Origin of the sequence: Methylicorpusculum oleiharenae (genome assembly GCF_009828925.2) — a bacterium.
Classification (GTDB): Bacteria; Pseudomonadota; Gammaproteobacteria; order Methylococcales; family Methylomonadaceae; genus Methylicorpusculum; species Methylicorpusculum oleiharenae.
Map to the genome: position 1 here is coordinate 4,459,357 of NZ_WUTY02000001.1, position 26,812 is coordinate 4,486,168.

Below are 26,812 nucleotides of genomic sequence, written 5' to 3' on the forward strand. Positions count from 1 at the left end.
TTTCTGGCACATGAAATGCTTTAAATAATAGTGATGGAGTGCCATAACTGGCGCAATCCATAAAGTTAATTTTTTGAAAAGCAAGATCGCTCTTCAAACCAACTAATAAACAGGTATAAGAAATTCAATTTTCTATAAATTCACTTTTGGATGCTTCAAGGCGAAAATGCAGGATAGATTTTTTGTATGAAGCATGCGCTTGATTGATCAAAACAGTGGCGATAGATCAAAGAGAATGGCAGGCCGTTCGCATCATTACGATACCAATAAATTAAACGGCTTATCGCCACATTATTTAATCGTCGAAAAGCTTACAGCGGCAAGGCTTTTTTAGCCATTAAGATAGAAAAATGATATTGTTATGCCCTGTAAGCTTTAACCCATTACTCAACAACAAACCCAGGAGACAATCTACATGTCTGTAGCTAACGTTCTTAAAATGATTCAAGAAAATGAAGTTAAATTCGTGGATTTTCGTTTTTGCGATACCCGAGGTAAAGAGCAGCACGTGACTTTTCCAGCCAAAGATATCGACGAAGATCTTTTCGAAGAAGGCAAAATGTTTGATGGCTCCTCGGTTGCAGGCTGGAAAGGGATCAACGAATCCGACATGATCCTGATGCCGGACCCTTCCAGCGCTGTGATGGACCCATTCTTTGATGATTCAACACTAATTTTGCGTTGTGACATTATCGAACCCAATAACATGCAAGGTTATGAGCGCGATCCCCGCTCTATCGCCAAACGTGCAGAAGCCTACCTGAAATCTACGGGCATTGCTGATACTGCTTTTTTTGGTCCTGAAAACGAATTTTTCGTATTTGACGATGTCCGCTGGTCAGCAGACATCTCCGGCGCGTCGTTTAAGATTGATTCTTCTGAAGCCGGCTGGAACTCAGAAAAAGCCTACGAAGACGGCAACATGGGGCATCGTCCAGGCGTTAAAGGCGGTTATTTTCCCGTTCCTCCGGTTGATTCCATGCAGGATATGCGTTCTGCAATGTGCTTGACTCTGGAAGAAATGGGCCAAACTGTTGAAGTACATCACCATGAAGTGGCAACTGCCGGTCAATGTGAAATTGGCGTCAGATTCAATACCCTGGTCAAAAAAGCGGATGAAGTGCTGGAATTAAAATACGTGATTGCCAACATTGCTCACGCTTATGGAAAAACCGCAACATTTATGCCTAAACCTATTGTCGGCGACAATGGCAGCGGCATGCACGTTCACCAATCTTTGGCCAAAGGCGGTGTCAACTTATTCAGCGGCGACCTGTACGGCGGCTTATCTGAAACGGCATTGTTCTACATAGGCGGAATCATCAAGCATGCAAAAGCCTTAAATGCTTTGACCAACGCGTCAACCAACAGCTACAAACGTCTTGTACCAGGATTTGAAGCACCGGTTATGCTAGCTTATTCTGCTCGTAACCGTTCTGCATCCATCCGTATTCCATTCATTTCAAATCCAAAAGGACGCCGTATCGAAGTCCGCTTCCCTGACTCGACTGCAAATCCTTATCTGGCCTTTGCCGGTATGTTAATGGCCGGCCTGGACGGAATTCAAAATAAAATTCATCCTGGCGATGCGATGGATAAAGACTTGTATGATCTGCCGCCTGAAGAAGAAAAAGCAATACCACAAGTCTGCCACTCTTTTGACCAAGCGTTGGATGCATTGGACAAAGACCGTGAATTCCTGACGCGTGGCGGTGTATTTACCGACGATGCGATCGATGGCTATATTGCATTAAAAATGGAAGATGTCACTCGCCTGCGCATGAGTACTCATCCTGTTGAATTTGATATGTACTATAGCTTGTAATTAATCTCTGCATCTGCGGTTTGGTTTATACCAACGCAATCCAAAGTAAAACGCCCCATAATGGGGCGTTTTTTATTCCGCCGCATCAAACTTGGGCAATATCCCAAAATTATAACTTTTCAATCCCCGCATTCAGGTAACATTTCGGTTCACTGCTGCACCGTTATATTCAACCGGCTTTATAATAGCCGCATTTTGCAGCCACCATTAAAGTCTTATACCATTGTTTTATCAGTATTTTATGAAAATTAAACAGGCAATGCTATCGCTTTAGAGGAAGGTGCCGAATTGCATCTTTTTGGTTATAAAAATTTCGAGCTAAATCTCTTTAATCGCCAAACCAGCAATCAAGGCCGTGTAAATATATCTGGCCTGCAAATTGCTTTTATTTATTGAACGACTATCAGCCCCTACCGATAAACATTGTGTACAAACGAATTCTTGAACACCTGAATGAAGCCATCTTGTTATTTAACCGGGAACTTGTCCTGATCTATATCAACACAGCCGGCGAAATCATGTTCGCAGACAGTGCGCGTCATTTGTTGGGCAGTCATGCAGACGATTTGCTTAAGTATGTAGATGAAGATCAGCAACTGAACCTTCGCATGTGCCTAAATATGGATGAACCTCTGGTGGATCGTGAATTGACGCTGGATTTTCAGAATCAACATGTAACTGTCAACTTTAGTGCAACTCCTTTGCTCGTTAATGATCAGGTTAACGAGATTATTGTTGAATTACAACAATTGGACCGACACCTGCGAATCTCAAAGGAAGAACAAATAATGGCGCAACAGACTACCGCGAGAATGCTGGTCAGAGGGCTTGCTCATGAAATTAAAAACCCCCTGGGCGGGTTAAGAGGGGCAGCTCAATTGCTGGATCTTGAACTGGAAGATCCGGAATTGAAAGAATACACGCACATAATCATTGCTGAATCAGACCGGCTACAAAGCTTAATGGACCGGATGCTGGGCCCCAATAAACTGCCTATTAAAACTCAGCTGAATATCCATGAAGTGCTTGAACGGGTTCGTCAGCTTCTGCTCGCGGAATCCAACGGTAAAATTACTATTCAGCATGATTATGACCCCAGTATTCCGGATATACATGCCGATAAAAACCAGCTTATTCAGGCCATATTGAATATCGCCAGAAATGCCATTCAGGCGATGGATAATGCCGGCACGTTAACAATCAAGAGCCGCATTTGCAGGCAAATGACAATAGGTCGCAAGCGAAACAAACTCACCGCAAGAATCGATATCATTGATGATGGTCCCGGCATCAATAAAGACATGATGAGTAAAATATTTTACCCCATGATTACGGGCAGACCGGACGGGACCGGTCTTGGACTATCCATCGCTCAATCGCTGATTAACCAGCACGACGGCTTGATTGAGTGCGAAAGCCAGCCCGGCCATACCGTTTTTTCAATTTATCTGCCACTGGAGAGTCACAATGGATAATTCAGGCACAGTCTGGATTGTAGATGACGATAAATCCATACGTTGGGTTTTGGAGAAGGCTTTACAAAAAGCTTCAATAACCACCCGGACATTTTCTAACGGATCACCTCTGTTGGAAGCGCTGAAAACCGATTTACCGAATGCATTGATAACTGACATACGCATGCCGGGAATCGACGGTCTGCAATTACTCAAGAAAGTTCAGGAATCGCACCCTGAACTACCCGTGATTGTCATGACAGCTCATTCGGACTTGGAAAGCGCTGTCTCAGCATTTCATAGCGGCGCATTTGAGTACCTGCCCAAGCCTTTCGATATAAAAGAAATTGTCGAGGTTGCCCAACGTGCCTGCGCCCATGCCAAACAACATGCGACAGCCAAAGAACAGCTGCCTAGCGAAGCCACTCCTGAAATCATCGGGGCAGCTCCTGCCATGCAGGAAGTTTTCAGAGCGATAGGCAGGCTGGCCCGTTCTCACATCACGGTAATGATTAACGGCGAATCCGGCACCGGCAAAGAATTGGTTGCCAAAGCGCTACACAGGCATAGCCCCCGAGCCGGAAATCCGTTTATCGCCTTAAACATGGCGGCTATCCCTAAGGATTTGATGGAATCGGAACTGTTCGGTCACGAAAAAGGCGCATTTACAGGCGCTCAATCCCGCCGCTCAGGGCGTTTTGAACAAGCCAATAATGGCACTCTGTTTCTTGATGAGATAGGCGACATGCCCGCCGAACTTCAAACGCGCTTGCTCAGGGTGCTGGCTGACGGCCAGTTTTATCCGGTAGGGGCTCATTCTTCAATAAAAGTGGATGTGCGTATCATCGCGGCAACGCATCAAAATCTTGAAGCACTGGTCGCTCAAGGGCGATTTCGTGAAGATTTATTTCACCGCTTAAATGTCATCCGCATTCATATTCCGCCGCTTAGAGAGCGGCGTGAAGATATTCCTTTACTGATGCAGCATTTTCTAAGCCAAGCGGCAACCGAACTGAATACTGAATTAAAGGTTTTAAAACCGGAAACCGAACAGTTTCTTAAGACACTTGACTGGCCCGGTAATGTCAGACAATTGGAAAATCTGTGCAGATGGTTGACCGTCATGGCATCCGGACGCGAGATTCATAAAAACGAATTGCCGCCTGAGCTGTTGAATACCCGCGACGAAACAAAAGCGCATGAAGATAACTGGCAGATGCTGCTCAGTAAAAGCATAGAACTTCAGCTACAACGCGGCGATAGTGATATTGCCAAACATACCATTCCCACGATTGAAACCATTCTGATTAAAGCGGCATTAAATCACTCGGGAGGCAGACGACACGAAGCAGCCAAGATGTTAGGTTATGGGCGGAACACGTTAACCCGCAAAATTAAAGAGCTCGATATCGATAATTAACCTATTGAATTTACCGTTTGAAACTCCAGCTATCCATTTTGATAAGTAAGGCCGGTAACAGTAATAAATCCATGATCAGTGCAACCGCTATGGTCAGTGCCGACATTAATCCCATAGTGGAATTCATTGTGAAATGAGATAAATTCAGTACTAAAAAACCGCAAACTAAAACCGCCGTAGTCACCCACATTGCCTGACCTACGGATGACATCGCAAAGCGAACAGCGTCTTCAGAGTCATGACCCAACTCAATTCGGGCTCTGCGGTACTTACTCATAAAATGGACGGTATCGTCGACCACAATCCCCAGCGTCATTGCCATGACGACAGATAAACTCAAACCGACCATTCCGTCTATCAGCGCCCATAAACCGAATGCGATGGCGGCTGGCGCCAGATTCGGAATCAGACTGATCAATCCCAGTTTAAGCGAACCAAATGCCCGTATAAGCATTATCGATATTAGAACAAAGGCCAGCATACTGCCTGAAATCATTTGGCCTATGTTGGTTTTACCCACGTGGGCAAACATCAAAATGGGACTGGCCATCGACATGCTTACTTCAGGCATATTAACCAGCTGCCACGCTTTAATTTTACTTTCCAGCTCTAACATTTTGATAGAGCTGAGATTAGCCAACGTGGCAATCGTACGCACGGACGACTTTGAAATATTGACCTGATCGTTCAAATCCAATCCATAAGGCAATGACATTTCGTACAGCAATAAATACTGAGCGGCAAGATTACGTTCCTCGGGTAACTTGTAATAAGCCGGATCATCACCGTGCATATTCATATTGAGGCGCTTGTAAATTTCTGAAAGAGTATTTACATGTTTTACTTCAGGTTGCTGGCTTAGCCAGACCGACAATAAATCCAGTTTTTGCAAGAAAACCGGATCATTGATCCCACCTTCGGAATTGGCATGAATTGCTACTTCCAGAGTGTATAAACCACCCATATGCTCTGCCAAAAAATCGGTCCCCTGTCTAAAGTCCATTGCCTCGTCAAAATACTTGATAAACTCATCGTTAAATTGATTGATAGGGGTAAAACCGAGCATCAGCAGCGTAAATACGCCTAAATACAGGATGACTTTATTTTTATAGCGGATGACAAACTCAGCTAATCGAGGCATAAATTGGGTCTTGCCCCGGCTTTTCCTGGAGGCCTTAAACGGAAGCACACATAGGATGGCAGGAAAAAAAACTAGCGCCAAAACCCAGGAAATGAATACGCCCAAACTGACGATATTGCCTAAATCTCGGAAGGGAGGCGAATCACTGAAATTCATACTGAGAAATCCGACAGCTGTGGTCAGATTAGTCAAAAATACCGGCTCAAAGTTAATCCTCAAGCTTTCCCGCATGGCTGCAAGCCTTGCTTCGCCCTTTTCGATAAAATGCAGCTGCGAAACCGCAATATGTACACAATCGGCGACAGCAACGGTCAAAATAATGGTAGGGGCGGCTATAGAGGTAGACGTCAACTCCCAACCCAGCCAACCGGTAATGCCTAAAGTTGAAAGTAATGTTAAAAAAACCAATAAAACAGTGGCGAAAATGATGCTCCAGTTCTTGACACAAACATAAAGAACGAAGACCAGAATGATATACATCAATGGCGCTAATATTTTGCCATCATCTATCACTGATTCAATAAACGCATCATTCATCACTACCATGCCGCTCAGATAAATCTTGAGGTCAGAATTACCAGCCTCCAAAACCCGTGCCATATCCCTGGCTTGATTCACTATATCCATAGTTTGAGCTGCATTTTCTTTGGGCAACTGAAAGGTCACATTCACCCCGGTCACATCGCCTTGCCTTGAAATCAGCCGATTGACAAGACGAGGATCGTTAAGCGCCACATTTTTGATATCAGCAATCTGAACAGCGGTCAGCTGACCGGCATCGGCAATCAAATTAGCCACATTCATCTGATCGTGATTTGCCGTAGTTCTTTGATAGTTGGCTAATGAATCAACGCGTATGGAGTAAGGAATACGCCATGCCGCATCAGTCAACTCCTTGATGGCTTTAAGCGAAACGGCGGTAAACAAATTACCGGAGCGGGAAGAAACGATAAACAGAACATTATCCGTTTTGCTGAAAGTGGATTGTATTTCATTAAAAGCCAGCAATTCGGGACTATCTGACTTAAAGTAAACACGGTAATCGCTGTTAAATTGCAAACAAGTCAAACCGATACCGGCGATTCCGGTGATAAGCAGAACGGTGAGTAAGACATATTTTGGATAAGAGGTAACTAATAACCCTAAGCGTACACCAATTATATTTTTTCCATTTGTCATAGGTGTGTCTAAGAATAATATCCTCAAAGGGAAAAAAGCCCTGCATATTCGAGGCAAAAATGGCTTATCAATTAAGCCTTTTTGATCTGAAGCAGATTTGGATTTGATGACCGTTTTAGCAAAACTCATAACTGATTTACTGATCAGATTTTGATTAATAAGCTTAGCAGTTTTTACAATTTTCTTTTTATACTTCGCCAAAATGACTACAAAGTGTAATCATATGCTTACAAAAAATAGCACATAACTTCGTTTGTATAAAATCTTAACAACGTGAAGTATCAATACCCGAAACTTTCTTAGGCTTGATCCTTACGGTACAATTCAGCCTTTTGCAAAATCACATGGAAGCATCCAACACAATCAGGCGTATTGCCCTAACGCCAGGCGAACCGGCCGGAATCGGTCCCGATTTAGTGCTGAAACTTATTCAAACGCCCCATGACTGCCAGATCATTTGTGTCGCCGATACCGAGTTGATGCGTGAACGAGCCGCACAATTAGGATTGCCGGTTGAAATAAAGCAATTTGACGCCGACGCGCCCGCTGTTTGCCAGAAAGCAGGAGAGCTGACCATTTTGCCGATCAAAATGATCAAACCAGCAAAAACAGGCCTGCTGGATAAAGAAAACAGTCGCTATGTTTTGAAATCGATTGACCGGGCTACACGAGGCTGCGTAGAAGGCCTTTTTTCTGCGCTGGTCACAGGGCCTGTCCACAAGGGCATTATTAATGATGCCGGAATCGCTTTTACCGGACATACCGAATATATTGCCGAAATCACCGGAGGACAACCGGTCATGATGCTGGCCACCGAAGGGCTAAGAGTCGCTCTGGTCACCATTCATATTCCCTTGTCTAAAGTCAGCGAGATGATTACTCATGCGCGCTTAAGAACCGTCATAAGGATACTGGATCAGGATCTGCGCAGCCGCTTTGGCATCGCCAACCCGCGAATAGTGGTCTGCGGGCTTAATCCTCATGCCGGTGAGAATGGTCATTTGGGCAGCGAGGAAAAAGAGATCATAGAACCTGTTATCGAAAATCTGCGCCAGCACGGTTTAAATCTTCAGGGTCCTTTACCGGCAGATACCGTATTTACCCCCAAATATTTAGACAATGCCGATGCAGTTCTGGCGATGTATCATGACCAGGGCTTGCCTGTTCTTAAATATAAGGGCTTTGGCAAGGCCGTCAATATCACGTTGGGGCTGCCCATCATCAGAACTTCTGTTGATCATGGTACGGCACTGGATTTAGCGGGAACCGGACTGGCCGATGAGTCCAGTCTTGTCTATGCATTGCAGACAGCGTTAACCCTGACGCCTGCTTACCCATCGGATTAATATGGCACACAAGGCGCGTAAACGTTTCGGTCAAAACTTTTTGACCGATCACTCCATCATCTCGAATATTCTGTCCTGTCTTCAGATGCATAACGGGGAACACTGGGTAGAAATAGGTCCAGGGCAAGGCGCATTGACAAAGCCTTTGCTGGAAAAAGCCGGGACGCTGGATGTCGTGGAACTGGACAGAGATCTGGTCGTATTGCTCACCAAGCAATTCGCCAATGCCGAAAATTTAAATATTCACAGCGCCGATGCGCTGCAATTTGATTTTTCATCCCTGGTCAAAAACAATGAAAAATATCGATTGATAGGCAATCTGCCTTATAACATTTCAACACCGTTATTGTTTCATTTGCTTAACTATCCTTCCTGTATCAGCGACATGCACTTCATGCTGCAAAAAGAAGTCGTGGACCGAATTTGCGCGACTCCGAACAGCAAAAGCTACGGCCGCTTAAGCGTCATGCTGCAATATTACTGCGAAGCCGAACATTTATTTGATGTGCCGCCTGAATGTTTCGATCCTATCCCTAAAGTGACTTCAGCCATTATCCGGCTGGTGCCTCACGCAAAACCACCCGTGGAATTAGCATCTATTGAAAACTTCAAATCCCTGGTCGCACATGCATTTTCCCAGCGCCGCAAAACCATTCGTAATTCATTAAAAAAGCTGATGAGTGAAGAAGTCTTTATTGAATTGGGAATAGATCCTTCCGCCCGGGCCGAAAACTTGTCCTTACTCGATTTTGCCCGGCTAAGTAATCACCTGTGATGCCTGCGTCAGACTGTCACGCGACAATTTGACACATTTTCAAACCGAAGCAGGACGTTTAGAATATTAGCAACTCTTAAAGTTATCTTCTTTGCTGTTTTAAGAGCTTATATATCCTTCTTTTTTAGCGGCCTATTTGGCCGCTTTTTTTTGCCCGTCTTAAAATTCGCAAACCCCCTCTTTATCCCAGTCTGAAGGGATCCAGTTGCGGGGTATCAATAGGGATGGATTTGACCTTCCAAATATCCTGACAATATTCAGCGATCGTTCGATCAGAAGAAAACTTCCCTGACCGAGCCGTATTCAGCACAGACATCGTTTGCCAGCGCGCAACATCACGGTAAGCCAAATCAACTTCATCCTGACAGCTTGTGTAAGCATCAAAATCAGCAAAAACCTGATAAGGATCACTGTACAGCAGGTTATTGGTCAAATCGCGAAACATTTCTGTATTGCCGTGAGAAAAGAAACCGTTATTGATCAAATCAATCGCACTTCTTATAGCGGGGTTTTTCAAGTAATAATCGTAAGGCGTATAACCTTCTTTCCACAACGCTTTCACTTCCCCATCGGTATGACCGAACAGGAAAAAGTTTTCCGCACCGACTTCTTCACGAATTTCAATATTTGCGCCATCCAGAGTACCTAAGGTCATGGCGCCGTTCATCGCAAATTTCATATTCCCGGTACCGGATGCTTCTTTTCCTGCGGTGGAAATCTGCTCAGACACTTCCGCCGCGGCATAAATCTGCTGCCCGTTAGTGACATTGAAATTTGGCAAAAAGACCACTTTAAGTCTGTCTTTGGTCGCACGGTCACGATTGACCACTTCGCCAACCGCATTGATCAATTTGATGATCAACTTGGCCAAGTGATAACCTGGCGCCGCTTTTCCGGCAAAAATAAAGGTGCGGGGATGAAAATCAAAATGAGGATCGGTTTTCAGGCGCTGGTATAAACTGATAATGTAAAGAATGTTTAAATGCTGCCGTTTGTATTCATGGATGCGTTTTACCTGCACATCAAATATCGATTCGGGGTCGACACCGACACCGGTACGTTTGTAAAGACTGACAGCAAATTCATGTTTATTGACCCGCTTGGCATCCTGCCAGCGATCCAGAAAGCCGGGTTCAGTAACAAAGGTTTCCAGATTTTCAAGGCAACTCAAGTCTTTGACCCAGCTTTCGCCAATCGCTTCAGTAATGACCCGGCTCAGCCTGGGATTACACAATGCCAGCCAACGCCGTGGCGTTACACCATTGGTTTTATTGCTGAATTTGGCCGGCCAAAAGGTATAAAAATCCTTGAGCACATCGTTTTTCAGCAGCTCGGTATGCAATTCGGCGACACCGTTGATCGCATGACTGCCCACACAGGCCAAATGAGCCATACGCACCATCCTTTTGTTCGAGTCATCAATCAATGACATTCGAAACACTTTATCCCTATCGTTCAGGCATTCGGCCCTGACTTGATCCAAAAAGTGATGGTTGATTTCGTAAATTATTTCGAGAATCCTCGGCAATAATTGCTCCATCATTTCCACTGGCCAGCATTCCAGTGCTTCAGGCAACAAGGTATGGTTGGTATAAGAAAATGTTTTTTGCGTGACCTGCCAGGCCATATCCCAAGGCATGCCGTTTTCATCAACCAGCAAGCGCATCAACTCGGCGATAGCAATCGCCGGATGCGTATCATTGAGTTGTACGGCAAATTTTTCATGAAAATGATCCAGACGGATTCTCTGTGTTTTCATAATCCGCAGCATGTCCTGCAATGAACAGGAAACAAAGAAATATTGTTGCTCCAGACGCAATTGTTTACCTTGCAACGTACCGTCATTCGGGTAAAGAATTTTGGTCAGATTTTCTGAAGCCACTTTTTCCTCTACCGCACCGTAATAATCACCTTGATTGAACCGGCTAAAGTTCAAAGACTCAGGCGCAATTGCCTGCCATAAACGCAGCGTATTAGCCGTGTTATTACGGTAACCCAGGATGGGCGTATCGTAAGGGACACCTTTTACCACCCAGTCCGGTATCCAGCTTACAATCTGCTCGCCTATTTCATTAGTATGCCGCTCCGTTCTTCCGCCCAGCTTGATTTCCACCGCCCATTCCGGCCTGACAATTTCCCAGGGATTACCCCGGAAAAGCCATTTATCGGTTTTCTCCACCTGCCAACCGTCGACAATCACCTGTTCAAAAATACCAAACTCATAACGAATGCCATACCCCACTGAAGGAATTTCCATGCTTGCCATCGAATCCAGAAAGCAGGCTGCTAAACGTCCCAAACCACCGTTTCCCAGACCCGGTTCGGGTTCTTCGGTCAATAATTCATCAAGATTAAGCCCTAACTCAGCCATCGCCTGGCGAACTTCGCTGGTAATACCCAGGTTCAACAAATTGGAAGCCAAATGGGGACCCATCAGAAATTCGGCAGACAGATAGGCGACTGTCCTCGATTTACTCCGGGTATATTCGTTTGCAGTGCCTACCCACCTCGCCATCAACATATCCCGGACAGTAAAGGCCAAGGCCATGTAATAATCGTAGCGGCTGGCTAAAGCAGGAAACTTGCCCTGCACATTGGCCAGATTACGAAAAAAGCTGCGCTTGATTACATCTTTAGAGGGTTTGTAATTCGATTTTTTCTTCATTATGACCCCAGGTGATGGAATAAAATTGACCGGTCTTTTATAAAGCTTCGCCAAAGACTTCAAGAAGGAAACTGAGTAGGAACTAAGCAACAGCAATGCCAGCTTTGCCCATTCATTATGAGAATTGCAATAATTCAGCGCTTATGGACGCCAGAGAGGAATCCTGTTGAATACCAAGGACTCAAAAACTCAAGACCAGGGGATACTTGCACAAACAAAGAGCATGAAAAAGCACTCAAACAGTGCGCAGCAGTTGTGATAAATCGATGGCGATATTTAGCGGGATCAGACCAACGAAAACGGCCGTCAGCAATTTTATCCATCAAAATTCTCGCTGTTATGTCAAAAACTTAATTTTGAATGTCATTATGATTCGATAGACGACTTCTGTTAGGTTATATATACTCCTCTCACCATCTGCTAGGACCAGATTACAGAGCTTAGTTGAAAGACCACCTCATGCTTTATGGGGTTAAAAATCCTATCTTGACTCCTGGCCATCAAGTTTGTGATCAAAAACTAATAAAATTCGAATTTGATTAATAAATGAAGCTTGTGGCAATAATAACTCCCAAAGAAACTGTTACGCGTACCGAACTAATCGACACCCAGCTCGCGCGAGCCGGTTGGTCCAAGCAACGTAAAATGTTGTTGGAAGAAGTGTTGTTGCAAATCGCAACGCCGGATCAGTCTTACGGAAAAAACCAGTTCGCCGATTACGTCTTGCTTGGCTCGGACGACAAACCGCTGGCGGTGGTAGAAGCCAAGCGCTCTTCGCGAGACGAATTAGCCGGAAAACGCCAAGCGGCGGACTATGCCGAAGCGATCAAAGCCAAAACCGGCATCGATCCATTTATCTTCCTAACCAACGGCAAGGAAATCCAGTTTTGGGATCGTGACCGCTACCCACCTCGGAAAATTACCGGTTTTTACACTCGTGACGACCTCGAACGCCTGAAACACCAAAAGCAATATGTATTGCCACTGAACGAAGTCACTATTAACGCGGATATTGCCGGTCGTGATTATCAAAACGAAGCGATTCGCCGAGTTACCGAAGGTGTCGATGCCTCCAAGCGTAAATTTTTGTTGGTGATGGCAACCGGTACCGGTAAAACCCGCACTACGATTGCCTTGGTCGATACCCTGCTAAGGGCTAAGCGCGTTCAGAAAGTGCTGTTTCTGGCCGACCGCCGCGAACTGGTTCGCCAAGCCATGTCCGAATTCAAAACCCATCTGCCCAATGAAAGCTTAAGCCGCATCGAGGGTGGAGCAACGTCCGGAGCGCGTATTCAATTCGCTACCTATCCCAGCATGATGCAGGTTTATCATCGCTTATCGGTTGGTTGTTACGACCTGATCGTCGCCGACGAAAGTCATCGCTCCATTTATCAACGTTACAAAGCCATTTTCGATCATTTCGATGCCATCCAGCTCGGTTTGACCGCTACACCGACCGATTATATCGACCATAACACCTTCGAACTGTTCGACTGTGGCGATGGGCTGCCGTCTTACTATTACAGCTATGAACAAGCGGTTGCCGATAAAAATCTGGTCAATTATCGGGTATTGGATGCGCAAACCAATTTTCAACTACAAGGCATTCAAGGCGACGCATTACCCGAACCGTTGAAACAAATGGCCCGAGATCAAGGTGTTGAACTCGACGAACTCAACTTCGACGGCAGCGACATTGAAAAAGGTGTCATTAACCAAGGCACCAACGATGCCATTGTGCGTGAGTTCATGGATAAATCCCGGAAGGACGCGCGCGGACTGCCACATAAAACTATCATCTTCGCGGTCAGCCACGCCCATGCCAAACGCTTGTACGAAAGCTTCAATCGACTCTATCCGGAGTTGCAACGGCAAGGCATGGCGGAAATAATCGATAGCCACATGGAACGGGCCGATGCCACGCTGGATGATTTCAAATACAAAACCATGCCCCGTGTCGCCATCTCGGTGGACATGCTCGACACCGGTGTCGACGTACCAGCCATTCAAAATTTAGTGTTCGCCAAACCGGTATTCAGCCGCGTGAAGTTCTGGCAGATGATAGGACGCGGTACCCGGCTTTACATCGACAAAGCCACCGGCGAAGTAAAACAAGACTTTCTGATCATCGACCATTGGAAAAACTTCGCTTATTTCAAACTCAACCCGGACGGCGAACTCGACCATCCCAGCGAACCATTACCAGTGCGGCTATTCCGCTTACGCTTGGAAAAATGGAATCTGCTCCATGCGCAGCAATTCGATACACAGTCTGTCGTTGAAGAACTACAAGCCATGCTGGCCGCCTTACCCCGGCAAAGTATCAACGTGCGACCGCATTGGGACGAACTGGACCAACTACTCGCCCAATGGCCGCAACCCGATCACACAACCATCGAGCATCTCAGCAAAACCATTGCGCCGTTGCTGCGCCTGGTACCGCTTTGCGGACTCGACGAACTGCAATTTCGCGTCTGGTGCGAGCGGTTAACAATGGCTTGGTTGAAAACCGATGCAGCCGAACAACTCAAGGTAAAACAGCGTATTCAAGAGGCCATTGCCAGTTTGGCGGACAACATTCCGGAAGTCCGCAAAGTGCAGGAACAACGCGTCTGGGTTGCCACGACTGGCTTTTGGGAACATTTGGATTTGGCCCGTCTGAATAATCTGCAAGCCACATTTGCGCCGCTGATGCGTTACCGAACGGTTGCACCCAAACACACAGTGGAAATCAACCTGCCGGATGCTATAAGCCAACGCAGTTGGATCATTTATGGTCCCAGCGGCGAAGGCGCGTTTGCGGAAAGCTACCGCGAACAAGTTGAAGTTTGGATCAAGCGTCTGGCCGACGAACTGCCGGCATTGGCCAAGTTAAAAAGCGGCGAAAACCTCAGCGACGACGAACTTGATAGTATCGCCGCCACCCTAAATCAAGCTGATTTATTTGTCACCGAAGAAACCTTGCGCAAAGCCTTTGAAAATCAAACCGCCGCGCTACCGGAATTCTTACGCCACATTCTCTGCGAAGATGCGCGCTTGCCCGACCGCGAGCAGCGCATAAACCAGGCATTCGAAACCTTCATCGCCCAACACGGCTACTTACGCGCCAATCAACTCAATTATTTACGCGCGGTAAAGGCTGCGCTACTGCGCCACGGCCGCATTACCCGCGCGGCATTGAACGAACCGCCGCTGTCGCGTGTCGGCCGAGTCGAGGCTTTGTTTCCGCCGCAGGACATTGAAGAACTCATCGCCTTCGCCAACCAATGGATTGACGATGTCGCTTAACCCATGCCCTTATACATCAATCCGTCATTCCGGCAGGGATTGCCGGAATCCAGGCTACAGGGAAGTCATCAGTTTGCCGGCCTTGGCGCTGGATATCCGCTTCCCGGTGGATGATGGTATTGATGTATAAGGTATGCGCTTAACCTTAAGGAAAAACCCGTAAATGCTAGCCCCGCATATCAAGAAAAAAGTCGATAAACTTTGGGACCGTTTTTGGTCCGCCGGCCTGACCAACCCATTGGTCGCCGTCGAGCAAATTACCTATTTGCTGTTTCTGAAAAGACTTGAAGACATCGATAACATTCGTGTTAGTCGAAATTTACCGTCTATCTATGATCTAACGGACGAAGAAAAATCAAAAATAGCAGAGGCAAATGAAGAAGATCGAGTCAAATTGCGTAAGCAGTTTGATGCCTCAACCTGCCGTTGGAGTTATATCCGCCAGTTGGAAAAAACCAATCCGCGTCATCTGTCCGAAGTGGTCTTTCCGTGGTTGAGAACCATCGATAGCCGTTTGTCCGCGCAAGAAACTGACGCCGAACTAGGCGGTTTGGACAAACGCATGGCCGATGCCTATTTCCAGCTCGACCCCAATAAAGGCCAAGTGCTGGGCGATGCCATCGATTTGATCGACCAACTCTTCGCTCGCGCCGGAGAGGGTTCTGCTGCCCAGGACATCATGGGCGACACCTTCGAGTACCTGCTCAGCGAAATGGCCACCGCCGGCAAAAACGGCCAGTTTCGTACCCCACGGCATTTGATCCGCTTCATGGTGGAACTGCTCGACCCCAAGCCCGGCGACAAAATCATCGATCCGGCAGCGGGTACCGGCGGGTTTTTGTTCAGTGCCCAGCAATACCTGATGCGAAAATTCACACTACCCGACACCATCCGCCTGGAGTGGGACGGCACGCCGCACCGTCTGGATGGTGCAGGCACGACCACGCGGGAATACGCCGAAATCCATAACGGCGCCAATTTCGTCGGTCTGGATAACGACCGCACCATGACCCGCATCGGCTGGATGAACTTGATCCTACACGACATCGCCGACCCGCAACTGGTGCAAGGCGACTCGTTGAGCAAGCGCGAAAGTAAAGCCAAACTGGCCGAATTACTCACGCCGGAAAGCTACCGCTTCGTACTCGCCAATCCGCCATTTACCGGTACCGTCGATACTGCCGATTTGGAAGAAGATAGCGTGTTATTTCCGCGCATCGGTGGTGGTGGCAAGAAAAATAAAGATACCGTCACCAACAAAAGCGAATTGTTGTTTTTGTGGTTGATGCTCGATTTGCTTGATATAAGCGGTCGTTGCGCGGTAATCATTCCCGAAGGCGTCTTGTTCGGCAACACCGACGCCCACAAACGCTTGCGCCGTGAACTGCTGACCGAGCATGTCGTCGAAGCGTTGCTCTCGCTACCCGGCGGCGTGTTCCAGCCCTACACCGGCGTTAAAACCTCGATCCTGATCTTCCGCAAGGAAACCCGGCGCGACGACAAGCAAAGCTTTACCTGCCAAGCGCCACGTACTGAATACGTTTGGTTTTATGAAGTCAACGATCATTGCTATTCCAACGATGCAAAACAGACTGAAAGAAAGGAGCAGTCTAATGATTTGTGGGACGCCTTAGTCAAATTCAAGGTCTGGTTGAACGAAGGCCGCCCCGGTTCTGAACGCTTGGAAAAAACCTATTGGCAACCGACTTTCCAAAAACAACGCTGGCGGCAAGCGCTGTTGCGCGATAGCGCCGATCAGCTAACAGCGGCCGGTTATGCCTTTGCCAATCAATCCGATACCGGCATGTGGGACGGTCAGGTTTGGGGCATACACGAACTGTTTCCGGAATTACCCAGCGATCCCAAAGCGGCCGAAGAACAAATCAAGGCCAAGGTTCAACCTGCTTTATTGGCATTAGCCAAACGCTATCTGGCGCCCGCAACCCGCGAGATTTGGGCAAAATGGCATCCGGCGCAAATTCCGGCACCGCAACAAGCTCTGGACGATTGGCAAAAAGCCATCAAAAATTTGCCGCAGGAATTCAGGCGCGCCGCCAGCGATGCCCAGCGTTTTTTCGAGAGCGAAGATTCCCCGGCCTTACCGTTTTGGAAAGATTGGACCAAAGAGGCGCTGAATACTGCACTGGCAGAGCATGAAATCATAGTCACTCAGGCTAATCGCAACAGCTTTGGCGAATATCAACCAGTCAACGATTTGGTGCGGGAAATGGAAGCCTTGGCGCGCGAAGTGGCCAAACTGGACGGTTTCGACGTGGTACTGCGCAGTCTTGCCATCGATCAGCAAACGACTATCGACACCGCCAAGCACTGGGTGATTCCAGTGCGGCAATGGCTACCAAACGACGATTGGCAATCGGTGGACGGCAAGCTACAAGGCTCGCATGATGCCGGCGGCTTGGTCAGGCCGGAATATGTTCAAGCCATGATGGCCGCAGGGCTATTCGACGACAAAGGCAATTTGAAAGACGACTTGCTTGACCCGGATTGCATTGAGGCCCGCGACTGGAACCTATCGGCCGGACAATACAAACCCTTCGATTTCAGCCAACTCAAGAGCGACAAGAGTGTCGTCGAGTTGATTAGTGAGCTTCGGGAGACCGAGCAGAATATTTTGGGTGGTTTGGACAAATTGCTGGCGATGGTTGAGGGACGGGAATGAAATTGCCGAACTCATGGGTTGAGGCCCGTTTGCGTGACGTCTGCCAGATTAATCCTAAATTCGAAATAGAAGAACGCCCGGAGGAAGATATTCAGGTAACTTTTGTGCCTATGTCCGCTGTGGATGAAAACGTGGGTGTAATTGCAAAGCCGGAGATTCGTAATTACAGTGAAGTTGCCAAGGGTTACACCAATTTCAAGGAAGGAGATGTTCTCTTTGCCAAAGTCACGCCTTGTATGGAAAATGGCAAAGCGGCCATTGTTGGTCCATTGCTTAATGGGCTTGGCTTTGGTTCAACCGAATTTCATGTATTGCGCCCGACTGATGAGGTATTACCTGAGTATCTGTTTCATTTCATTCGACAGCCAGCATTTCGCACCCGAGCAGCGTCGGCATTTGTTGGTACAGGTGGTTTACAACGGGTACCACTTGATTTCTTGTCACGTGTAAAGCTTCCACTTCCCACTCTCCCCGAACAACAGCGCATGGTTGATGTATTGCGGCTTCTTGACGACATGATTACTGCACGCAACACCCAAATATCAAGGCTGCATAGCTTAATATTCCTTTTGTTCGCCGAGTATTTTCAAGCTCCAGAAGTGAGCCGAGGTAATGAAAAAAACGGATTGTTGGCAGATTTAGCATGGATCAATCCGCCTCTAGATAGTCCAATAGATTTGCAGCAAGAAGTGTCTTTTCTTCCGATGGCGGCGATCGACGAGGTTTCTGGCAGGATAGCCAAATATGAAACTAAGTTTTTCCAGGAAGTAAAGGCCGGTTATACACGGTTCGTTGAAAATGATGTTCTCTTTGCCAAAATCAGCCCTTGCATGGAAAACGGGAAGATTGCCATTGCCCAAGGATTGAAAAACGGCATCGGCGTAGGGTCAACGGAATTCCATGTATTTCGTCCGAAGCCAAATGCAACCGCTGAGTTCCTATGGGCGCTAACAAGAAGAACTGTATTTCGAAAAATGGCTGCGAGAGCATTTATAGGTACCAGCGGCCATCAACGTGTACCCGAAAGCTTTTTGAAGACATACAAACTTCGAATTCCAACTTTCGAAAAACAATTAGCATTTTCAGAAAATGTTCGAAATATTTTTCAAGAGTTAGAACGCCAAGAAAATCAGCAATTCCTGCTGAAAAAATCAAGCCAGGCACTTGTTATTTCTGCATTTAACGGGGAGCTTACTGAAGCATGGAGAGCTGCCCATATTAAAGAAATAACAACGTCTACCATCGAACGTGATGAAAGCTTACGCGAACGAGGGTCAAAGTTCGCGCAATCTTATGCTGAGTCCAAGTCAACTCCAACGCTGCAGAAAGATTTGGATCGTCCAGCTCGCCATTGGCTCCTCAACGAAATCAGTGAATTTCAAGGTGCAGTCTGGACTATGCTGTGTCACGAATGGCCACAAAAACTGGTCGTCGTCGATGATCCCGAAGCGTTTAACGACTTTTGCACCAACGAGCAAACCACTTGGCCGATCGAACACTTTAACGCCTCGCCCAATCGCGTTCGCCGAACCCTAGAACAACTGGCAGCCTTGGGTTTGATCGCCAAAGTCAGCGTACCGCGCCAGAATGCCGCTACTCAGCAAACCGAATATTTGACAGCGTTCCGTCCGCTACGCGAAGCCGAAAACAGCCGCTTACGCGATGCAGCAATGCTAAATAACGAATTGAATCCAAGCGAAAAAAGCGGCGATAAATCGAATATAAGAGGTAGTTGGTAAATGAAGTTGCGCTACCTGCATCTCAAAGACTATCCGCCGATCAAAGACATCAAGGTGGTATTCGCCAGTGGCTCGCCACTGCAACGTGATTGCTCGATTCGCTTTGTGGTCGGCGTCAACGGCAGTGGCAAATCCAATTTGCTGCGCGCCATTGCTGAAGTATTTTTGGCGTTATCCGAACAGCGCGTGCCGCCGTTTCCGGTTAGTTTGGTCTACGAATTGGGCCAGAAAGGTTCAGCCAACCACCGGACGTTGTTACTGCATTGTCCGGGTAAACGGACGGAATCGAGTTTATGGATGCATGAATTTCATAGCCCTCAAGATCAAAGTTCAATTGCAGAGTTTGACTTGATGATTGGGTCTTTAGACCTAAATAGTAATCCTGTTCCTCCTGGATTCGTGCCATTGATCGCTCCAGGCGAATGGCCCAGCCGCGCAACCACGCCGCCATTAATGGCTCTACCAAACGCAGTACTGGCCTATACCACAGGTGCTATTCAGCCTTGGCAGACCTTATGGAATCGTAGCGCCGATAGCAAAAACGGCGAAGAATCTTTCTCGACCGGCGAAGAGACATTAGAAGTCGAACGTCCGGTGGGCTGGAATATGGCTCAGGAACTAGCAAGCCAAAACCAACAGAGCGGCCAATCGGAAACCAGTAATGTTGAAGATTGGTTTCCCGAAAGTTCTTCTTCAACTATGGGTTTTCGTCGCCCGATCTTGCTGAATCCCGCATTGTTGAAATGCGCTTTATTGGCGATAGCGCTGCCGCAAGCCTACCTGGATACACACGACAGATTAGCTGAATTGGAAATCAAATTAGCCAAAGCGTTTAGAAAAGAGAGGCAATTGTCGCCGTTACAAGAAATGTTGCAACGCGGAGGTTGGCATTATCTGGTTTCGGTAGCTTTCCGTTGCCGCTTGCAAACTGAAGCGTGGCGCCGCAATCGTTTATTGGGCATTGCCCACGATTGGTTGATTTGTGCAGGAGAAGTGATTGCGGAACCGCACCCAACCGAAGCCAGAAGAACGCTGTATTTCGATCTGAAAGGCAATTTCAGCAGTTATAGCGAAACCTTATCTGCCAATGACAATTTGCAAATCAGCGGCACCCAAGGCGAAGCGCTTTGGGCATTATTGGGTGGCCACGAAGCCACAGCTTTTGAGTTGTTTACCAAATTAGTGGATTTGCATCAGGCTGGCTTGTTCGACGATGTCGAATTGCGTTTGCGCCGTTACCCAAAGCCTGACGAATCAGCTGATAGTGACACCGTTGAAAACGATGTCGGTGTATTGCGCTACGAAGAACTTTCCGACGGCGAGCAAATGGTGTTGGGCCGTATGGCCTTGTTTCATTTGCTGGAAGGGCAACAAGATTCTCTATTGTTGCTAGACGAACCGGAAACGCATTTTAACGACCTCTGGAAACGCGATGTGGTCTCTGTGGTGGATGGCGCGTTAGGCAAAACCTCGTGCGAGGTTGTAATAGCCACCCATGCCGCCTTGGTGTTGACCGATGCCTTGAAAGACGAATTGGTGGTCTTGGAGCGAACGATTGACGAGAATTCGAATACTTCATCGCATTCTGTTCTCCGTGTATTGGACAGTGATATCCATACTTTCGGCGCGACGGGGGATCATCCACTTCGGGATATTTTTGGTGCATCCGATACCGTGGGTCGTCGGGCGAGCCGCATTCTCGAGGTGTTGATAGCGGCGGCTAGCGTTGCTGATCAAATGGATAGCTGTTGGGCACGTGAAAAACCTGTTCTAAACGGCAAAATTGTCGAACAAGTTTGTAAGATTGTCGCCGAAACCGAACCCAGTATGAGTAAAGCCAGTATCAGGGAGGCACTTGAGAGTATCGAGCATTTTGCTGTGCATTTCGGGGCCGAGCGACCGCTGACTATGAAGGTAGTTTTGGAAGCCTTCATCCGGCAAACCGGCCCCGGCTATTTTCAGGTGGAATTGAAGCGCGCATGGCGGCGCTTATTGAACGAGGTAGGCAATGTTACACAAGCGTGAGTTGCCGGCTTCTGTGTTCGAGGACTTGAACAAGGTTTATCAAGTCAAGCTGAAATTGCTTTATTGGCTGCTGCGTGCGCCTCCGGCTGGCCAGGTGACCAAGGAAGACATAGAAACCTTATACGGTAATAAATCAAAGCTGCTGGGTTGGTTTGGTATTCGTCGTTTGGGTAAACCTGATAAGCGCACTCAATTTGGCCAAGCGTTAGACGCGTTGGCAAACAAAGCGCGATTAGTGCCAGTCGAAGCGGAACAGGTCGCTGCCGCCATCGAACATGATGCGGGTTTTCATCAAAATTGGCACGAACCGGGATTTGAGCTGAAATTTCCAGGTGGCTTTACAGGTTGGCTGGAGCCGGTTAAGGCCGTTGCCGAACCATTTTATGATTGGCTGGCTTCGGAAAAAGGCTTTGCCAAAGATGTTTTTGGGTTAACGGGCGATGACATGACTCGTTCCAAAATCATGCAGGCATACCGTCCTCAAAGTCTTGGAATTTGTGGTTACTGCGACGGTCCTCTAGGAGAAATCGGTACCAAAGCCGACGCCAATGATTGCGAGCACTTTTTCCCAAAGTCCAAATGGCCGCATTTAGCCATTCATCCCGCCAATTTGTTTGCTTCCTGCAAGGGTTGTAACGAAACCTGGAAGCTGGATAAAACCCCAATGGGGAATGCCGACGAAGCTGCAATTCGGGGAACGTATCATCCTTCTTTAATCACTGGCGCTTCGCTAATTTCTGTGGCGGCCAAACAGTCGCTAAAACATCCCATGCGGGTTTCTATCGAAATTCGTGATACAGCGGTTCCGGAACGCGCTCAAACATTAGTTAACACCCTTGATCTCGAAGCGCGTTGGTCAAACGATGTGAATGAGAAAATGGATGGCAGAGGCGTATCGGTATTCGTCTCCAAAGCATTTCAGGATAGATTTCGGGGACAAACACCCGATGAAGCCGAGATTGGTGAATTGCTCGAAGATTCGATTATCTGGGCCAGGACAAATGTAGGCATAGAAGAACGCTCGATTCGTCAGGCCGCCGCCTTGCAATACCAGAAGGATTGCCATTTGGCGCAAATCATTCAGGAGTTGCTATGAGCGATCAAATCAACCCGGTGTCACTTATCGACACGCCCACCGGCTACACCGACTGGCTAACCGAACTCAAAACCCGCATTCATTCCGCACAACAACGCGCGGCCTTATCCGTCAACCGTGAATTGATTCTGCTGTATTGGCAGATCGGTCGGGACATTCTGGAAAGGCAAGCGCAACAAGGCTGGGGTGCCAAGGTTATCGAGCGATTGGCTCACGATTTGCGCACCACATTTCCGGATATGAAGGGTTTTTCCCGCGCTAACTTGATGTATATGAGGGCTTTTGCCGAAGCCTGGCCTGATGCCGCAATTGTCCAACAGCTTGTTGGACAATTGCCATGGGGACACAACTTGGTGCTACTCAGCAAATTGAAAGAGGTGGGTAGCCGCAAACGCTATGCCGAAAGGGCTATTGAATACGGTTGGTCGCGCAATGTGCTGAATATCCACATCGAAACCCGTTTGCTGGAACGGGAAGGCAACGCGGTCACTAATTTCGAAGCCAATCTGCCAAAGCCGCATTCGGATTTGGCCCGCGAATCCTTGAAAGACCCTTATTTGTTCGATTTTCTCGACATTGGCCAAGAGGCCGACGAGCGGGAAATTGAAAACGCGCTGGTTAAGCATATCACCCGTTTTTTGATCGAACTCGGCGCAGGCTTTGCTTTCGTCGGCCGGCAATACCATCTGGAAGTTGGCGGCGACGACTTTTTTATCGACCTGTTGTTTTACCACCTGAAGTTGCGTTGCTATGTGGTGGTGGAACTCAAGACCGGAGCTTTCAAGCCGGAACACGCCGGACAATTGAGTTTTTACCTGACGGCCGTAGACGCGCAACTCAAAGCCGAGTTCGACCAGCCAACTATCGGCCTATTGTTGTGCAAGACACAAAACCGGGTCGTGGCCGAATATGCTTTGCGCGATACCAACAAGCCGATCGGCGTGGCTGAGTACCAATTGGTCGAAGCCCTGCCGACCGAATTGCAAACCAGTTTGCCCAGTATAGAGAAAATTGAACAGGAGCTGGGTGATTTGTCCTGAAGAAATTGATTGACTGTTAGTAAAGCAAATCCTGAGAATTTACCAAATATGTATGATAAAACTACTAATCATCAACTCATTGAAAACGTGAAGTTTCCCAGTTTTTATAGGGATGTTCAGGCTGGTTCAGGCACTGTGTTTGTATAAATAGTTCCCTTCGCTCAGGCAGGGTTTGCTGGAACCCAGAACAATGAATGGCAAAGGCTTTGGCACGTCTCCTTGTGTCCTGGATCCCAACAATCCCTTATATCTGCCGGGATAACGCTTCTACCCAATGCGATCAATGCTTAACTAAATTGTTTTGCCACCGTTTACGCATACCCTATCGATAATTCCTGCAACCCAGGCATAATTTTGAAATTATTGGGAAACTTCAGATTGTAAACTTTTTATGACACGAACTACAGGAAGACGACCATTGGGATACCAACGACCAGCTTCACACTAATTCAACGCCTCCATCAACAAAAACTCGATTCTTGTGCTTACCTCAGCCGATAATTCTGATTATGAGAGCAATGAAGCTGGCAGGCACGAAGCAATGCGCACCTACTGACTTTTTTGCTTCCTTCAACTCCAGGCTTGATCTATCCCTTTCAACCATAAGTCTATGCGTTCTTCTGTCAGTTCTTTTTGATTCTCTTCATCCAAAACGAGACCGACAAATTGATCATCAATTATCGCCTTGGAAAATTTAAATTTGTAGCCAGCAGCCTCCCATCCGTCACCGATAATTTCAGCCCCGCATTCAGTAAATGCATCGTATATATCCCGTAAAGCGCTGGCGAAATTGCTGCTGTATGATTTTTGGTTTCCCAAACCATACAAGGCTACTTTTTTACCCTCGAACGAATGGCCTTTCAATCTGGGCAAAAACTCTTCCCAGCTTTCCGTCTGATTACCCGTCGATTTACCCGGCAATTCGCCTTCGCCATAAGTCGGCGTGCCCAAAATCAACACATCATAAGCAAGCAAGTTCTCAACACCGGCATTACGAATATTGACGGGTTTATCGGCTTGAGAGCCTATGCATTTTGCAATCGTCTTGGCAACACGCCGCGTTGAGCCCGTATCAGTTCCAAAAATCACACCTACTTTCGCCATGGTGCTATTCCTTAAAGTTGAATTTGTAGTAATCCCGGAACAGACGTCTTATCTAAATTCCCCCATTCTTCCGGTGTATAGGTTTTCAATGTCACCGCATGCAATCGACCGGATGCCAAGGGTTCAGTCAGCACAGCCATCACGCCTTGCTGCTTCTTTACCAGTGGTAAGGCCTGAAATTGCTGACTAATCACCGTAATCGACAAATTACACCCCTCGCCTTCAATCAGGACGGTCGCATCAGGAAAGCCGTTTTTAACCAATTGTTCAACTTCAGCATGCGTTATTACTTGAGTATCAACCGCTTGTTGCTGACCTTCAACAATCGCACTTTTTAGCAAGGGCAACAAGCTGCCATCACTGTCCATCGCTTCAACAATATCGCAGCCGCCGACTAACTCGCCCTTGACAAACAATTGAGGAAAAGTTGGCCACTTTGATAACTTGGGCAATTTTTCGCGAATAAAAGGTGCTTCCAAGATGTTGACAAAGGCAAACGGGATTGCACTGGCATTAAGAATACCGACTGCTTTGCCGGAAAAACCGCATTGTGGAGCGGAAGGAATACCTTTCATATATAAAATGATCGGATTGTCGGCGAGTTGCTTGCGGATTTTTTCTTCGGTGGTCATGGTTTTTTCTCTTTAAAAAAGGACATTCGGAATGACATTGGATATCCGCCGGCTAAGGCCATGATATAAACAATCAACATCCGAATTTTGATGGGTGATTTTTTGAACTAATGAGCTTGCTGTTGAATTGGCGAGGGTTCTTCGCGTTCGATCAATTTGATCGTCGTTTCACCCTTAACGGCTGACGCCTCAATAATGCAGGCTTCAACATTGTCCCGGGTCGGTAGCTCGAACATGGGCTTGCGTAAAATTGTCTCAATGATACTTCGCAACCCCCGCGCACCGGTATTTCTGACAATCGCTTTTTCAGCAATTTCGACCAGGGCTTCGGTGGTAAACTCAAGATTCACGCCGTCATAGGCAAACAAATGCTGATACTGCTTGACCAGTGCATTTTTAGGTTCGGTCAGTATTTGGATTAACGCATCTATATCCAGAGGTTCCAGCGGCGCGAGTATCGGAAACCGACCGATAAACTCAGGAATCAAACCAAAACGTTTCAGATCGTCCGGCTCGGTCGCATTGAGCAGTTCTTCCAGTGGCGGTTTCTGATTAGACCGACTGATATCCAGATGAAAACCAATCGCTGTGTTGGCAGGCACCAACCGTTTTTCTACATGTTTTTCCAGCCCTGGAAATGCCCCGCCTGCTATAAATAAAATGTTACGGGTATCAATCATTACCGAATCGGAGTTACTGGCATCTTTCCGTCGCCCTTTGCAGGGCACTTTAACCTGAGATCCTTCGACCAGCCTGAGCAGCGCCTGTTGCACGCCTTCGCCGGAGACATCACGCGTACCGAAAGCCTGCTCCGGACTGCGGGCAATTTTATCCACCTCATCCAGATACACAATGCCCCACTCGGCTTTACCGGTATGACCGTCGGCTACATCCAGAAGACGGACCAATATATTTTCCACATCGTCGCCGACATAGCCGGCCTGCGTCAGCGTCGTCGCATCGGCCACTACAAACGGAACTCCGACAATTTTCGCCAGGGTACTGGCCAGTAACGTTTTACCGGTTCCGGACGGGCCTATCAGCAAAATATTGGATTTTCCTATTTCAACGCTGCCGGATGCCGATCCCAAACCGCCGATTTGGCTGCTTTCATGTTTCAAGCGCTTGTAATGGTTATAAACCGCAACAGACAAAATTTCCTTGGCCAAATTCTGGCCAATAATATATTCATCCAGCAACGCTTTTATTTCGACCGGCTTCGGTAAAGGACCCTGCATTTCAGCCAGTTCCTTTTTTTTACCCCAGCTGGAGACGACCTGATTGGCCAGCACAACACAGGCCTCGCAAATCTGCCCTTCATTGCCGGCAATCAACGGCACATCGATAGAGGCCTCTACCCCGCAAAATGAACACTTTTTATTTTGTTTTTGCATAAAAGCCCC

17 protein-coding genes are annotated in these 26,812 nt (G+C 47.4%); 12 read left to right on the forward strand and 5 right to left on the reverse strand.

The features are described from left to right. Positions 1-415: 415 nt before the first annotated feature. The 3 genes from glnA (at position 416) to ntrC (ending at position 4,699) form a co-directional block, all read left to right on the forward strand. On the forward strand, positions 416-1,825 hold the full coding sequence (gene glnA / locus GO003_RS19855; RefSeq protein WP_159658807.1) for a glutamate--ammonia ligase: 1,410 nt from the start codon (positions 416-418) through the stop codon (positions 1,823-1,825). Positions 1,826-2,250: 425 nt separating this feature from the next. Then, the gene (gene glnL, locus GO003_RS19860) at positions 2,251-3,300 is read left to right on the forward strand and encodes a nitrogen regulation protein NR(II) (protein WP_159658806.1); all 1,050 of its coding nucleotides are present in this window, start codon (positions 2,251-2,253) and stop codon (positions 3,298-3,300) included. After that, on the forward strand, positions 3,293-4,699 hold the full coding sequence (gene ntrC / locus GO003_RS19865) for a nitrogen regulation protein NR(I) (RefSeq protein ID WP_159658805.1): 1,407 nt from the start codon (positions 3,293-3,295) through the stop codon (positions 4,697-4,699). Before glnL ends, ntrC begins: the two co-directional genes overlap by 8 nt. Positions 4,700-4,709: 10 nt before the next feature. Here ntrC and GO003_RS19870 read toward each other — a convergent pair whose 3' ends face one another. Next, positions 4,710-7,019 (reverse strand): efflux RND transporter permease subunit, encoded by a 2,310-nt coding sequence (locus GO003_RS19870; protein WP_159658804.1) that lies wholly within the window; start codon positions 7,017-7,019, stop codon positions 4,710-4,712. A gap of 344 nt (positions 7,020-7,363) precedes the next feature. Between GO003_RS19870 and pdxA the strand changes: the two genes are divergently transcribed. Beyond that, entirely contained in the window at positions 7,364-8,365 is a 1,002-nt protein-coding gene (gene pdxA / locus GO003_RS19875) for a 4-hydroxythreonine-4-phosphate dehydrogenase PdxA (RefSeq protein ID WP_159658803.1), read from the forward strand. A gap of 1 nt (position 8,366) precedes the next feature. After that, complete coding sequence (gene rsmA / locus GO003_RS19880; protein ID WP_159658802.1) at positions 8,367-9,140, forward strand: 16S rRNA (adenine(1518)-N(6)/adenine(1519)-N(6))-dimethyltransferase RsmA; 774 nt, start codon at positions 8,367-8,369, stop codon at positions 9,138-9,140. A gap of 181 nt (positions 9,141-9,321) precedes the next feature. Here rsmA and GO003_RS19885 read toward each other — a convergent pair whose 3' ends face one another. After that, on the reverse strand, positions 9,322-11,805 hold the full coding sequence (locus GO003_RS19885) for a glycogen/starch/alpha-glucan phosphorylase (protein WP_159658801.1): 2,484 nt from the start codon (positions 11,803-11,805) through the stop codon (positions 9,322-9,324). A 546-nt stretch (positions 11,806-12,351) separates the two neighbouring features. Here GO003_RS19885 and GO003_RS19890 point away from each other — a divergent pair. Genes GO003_RS19890 through GO003_RS19920 form a run of 7 tightly spaced genes read left to right on the forward strand, consistent with a single transcriptional unit; the run spans position 12,352 to position 23,673 of the window. Continuing rightward, a complete protein-coding gene (locus GO003_RS19890) occupies positions 12,352-15,093 on the forward strand; it encodes a type I restriction endonuclease subunit R (RefSeq protein ID WP_159658800.1) in 2,742 nt (913 codons plus the stop codon). Beyond that, on the forward strand, positions 15,083-15,223 hold the full coding sequence (locus GO003_RS19895; protein ID WP_159658799.1) for a hypothetical protein: 141 nt from the start codon (positions 15,083-15,085) through the stop codon (positions 15,221-15,223). The genes GO003_RS19890 and GO003_RS19895 overlap by 11 nt, the downstream gene beginning before the upstream one ends. A gap of 33 nt (positions 15,224-15,256) precedes the next feature. Then, complete coding sequence (locus GO003_RS19900) at positions 15,257-17,773, forward strand: type I restriction-modification system subunit M (RefSeq protein WP_159658798.1); 2,517 nt, start codon at positions 15,257-15,259, stop codon at positions 17,771-17,773. Continuing rightward, complete coding sequence (locus GO003_RS19905) at positions 17,770-19,512, forward strand: restriction endonuclease subunit S (RefSeq protein ID WP_159658797.1); 1,743 nt, start codon at positions 17,770-17,772, stop codon at positions 19,510-19,512. Before GO003_RS19900 ends, GO003_RS19905 begins: the two co-directional genes overlap by 4 nt. Further along, positions 19,513-21,537 (forward strand): AAA family ATPase, encoded by a 2,025-nt coding sequence (locus GO003_RS19910; protein WP_159658796.1) that lies wholly within the window; start codon positions 19,513-19,515, stop codon positions 21,535-21,537. After that, positions 21,521-22,633: an HNH endonuclease family protein gene (locus GO003_RS19915; protein WP_159658795.1), complete on the forward strand. Its 1,113-nt coding sequence runs from the start codon at positions 21,521-21,523 to the stop codon at positions 22,631-22,633. The genes GO003_RS19910 and GO003_RS19915 overlap by 17 nt, the downstream gene beginning before the upstream one ends. Beyond that, entirely contained in the window at positions 22,630-23,673 is a 1,044-nt protein-coding gene (locus GO003_RS19920; protein WP_159658794.1) for a PDDEXK nuclease domain-containing protein, read from the forward strand. Before GO003_RS19915 ends, GO003_RS19920 begins: the two co-directional genes overlap by 4 nt. A 570-nt stretch (positions 23,674-24,243) precedes the next feature. Here the strand turns inward: GO003_RS19920 and GO003_RS19925 are convergent. The 3 genes from GO003_RS19925 to clpX all read right to left on the reverse strand — a co-directional run bounded on the left by GO003_RS19925 (position 24,244) and on the right by clpX (position 26,803). Beyond that, complete coding sequence (locus GO003_RS19925) at positions 24,244-24,777, reverse strand: flavodoxin (protein WP_159658793.1); 534 nt, start codon at positions 24,775-24,777, stop codon at positions 24,244-24,246. A gap of 11 nt (positions 24,778-24,788) precedes the next feature. Further along, complete coding sequence (gene grxD, locus GO003_RS26690; RefSeq protein ID WP_159658792.1) at positions 24,789-25,409, reverse strand: Grx4 family monothiol glutaredoxin; 621 nt, start codon at positions 25,407-25,409, stop codon at positions 24,789-24,791. A gap of 107 nt (positions 25,410-25,516) precedes the next feature. Continuing rightward, positions 25,517-26,803: an ATP-dependent Clp protease ATP-binding subunit ClpX gene (gene clpX, locus GO003_RS19935; RefSeq protein ID WP_159658791.1), complete on the reverse strand. Its 1,287-nt coding sequence runs from the start codon at positions 26,801-26,803 to the stop codon at positions 25,517-25,519. Positions 26,804-26,812: the final 9 nt, after the last annotated feature.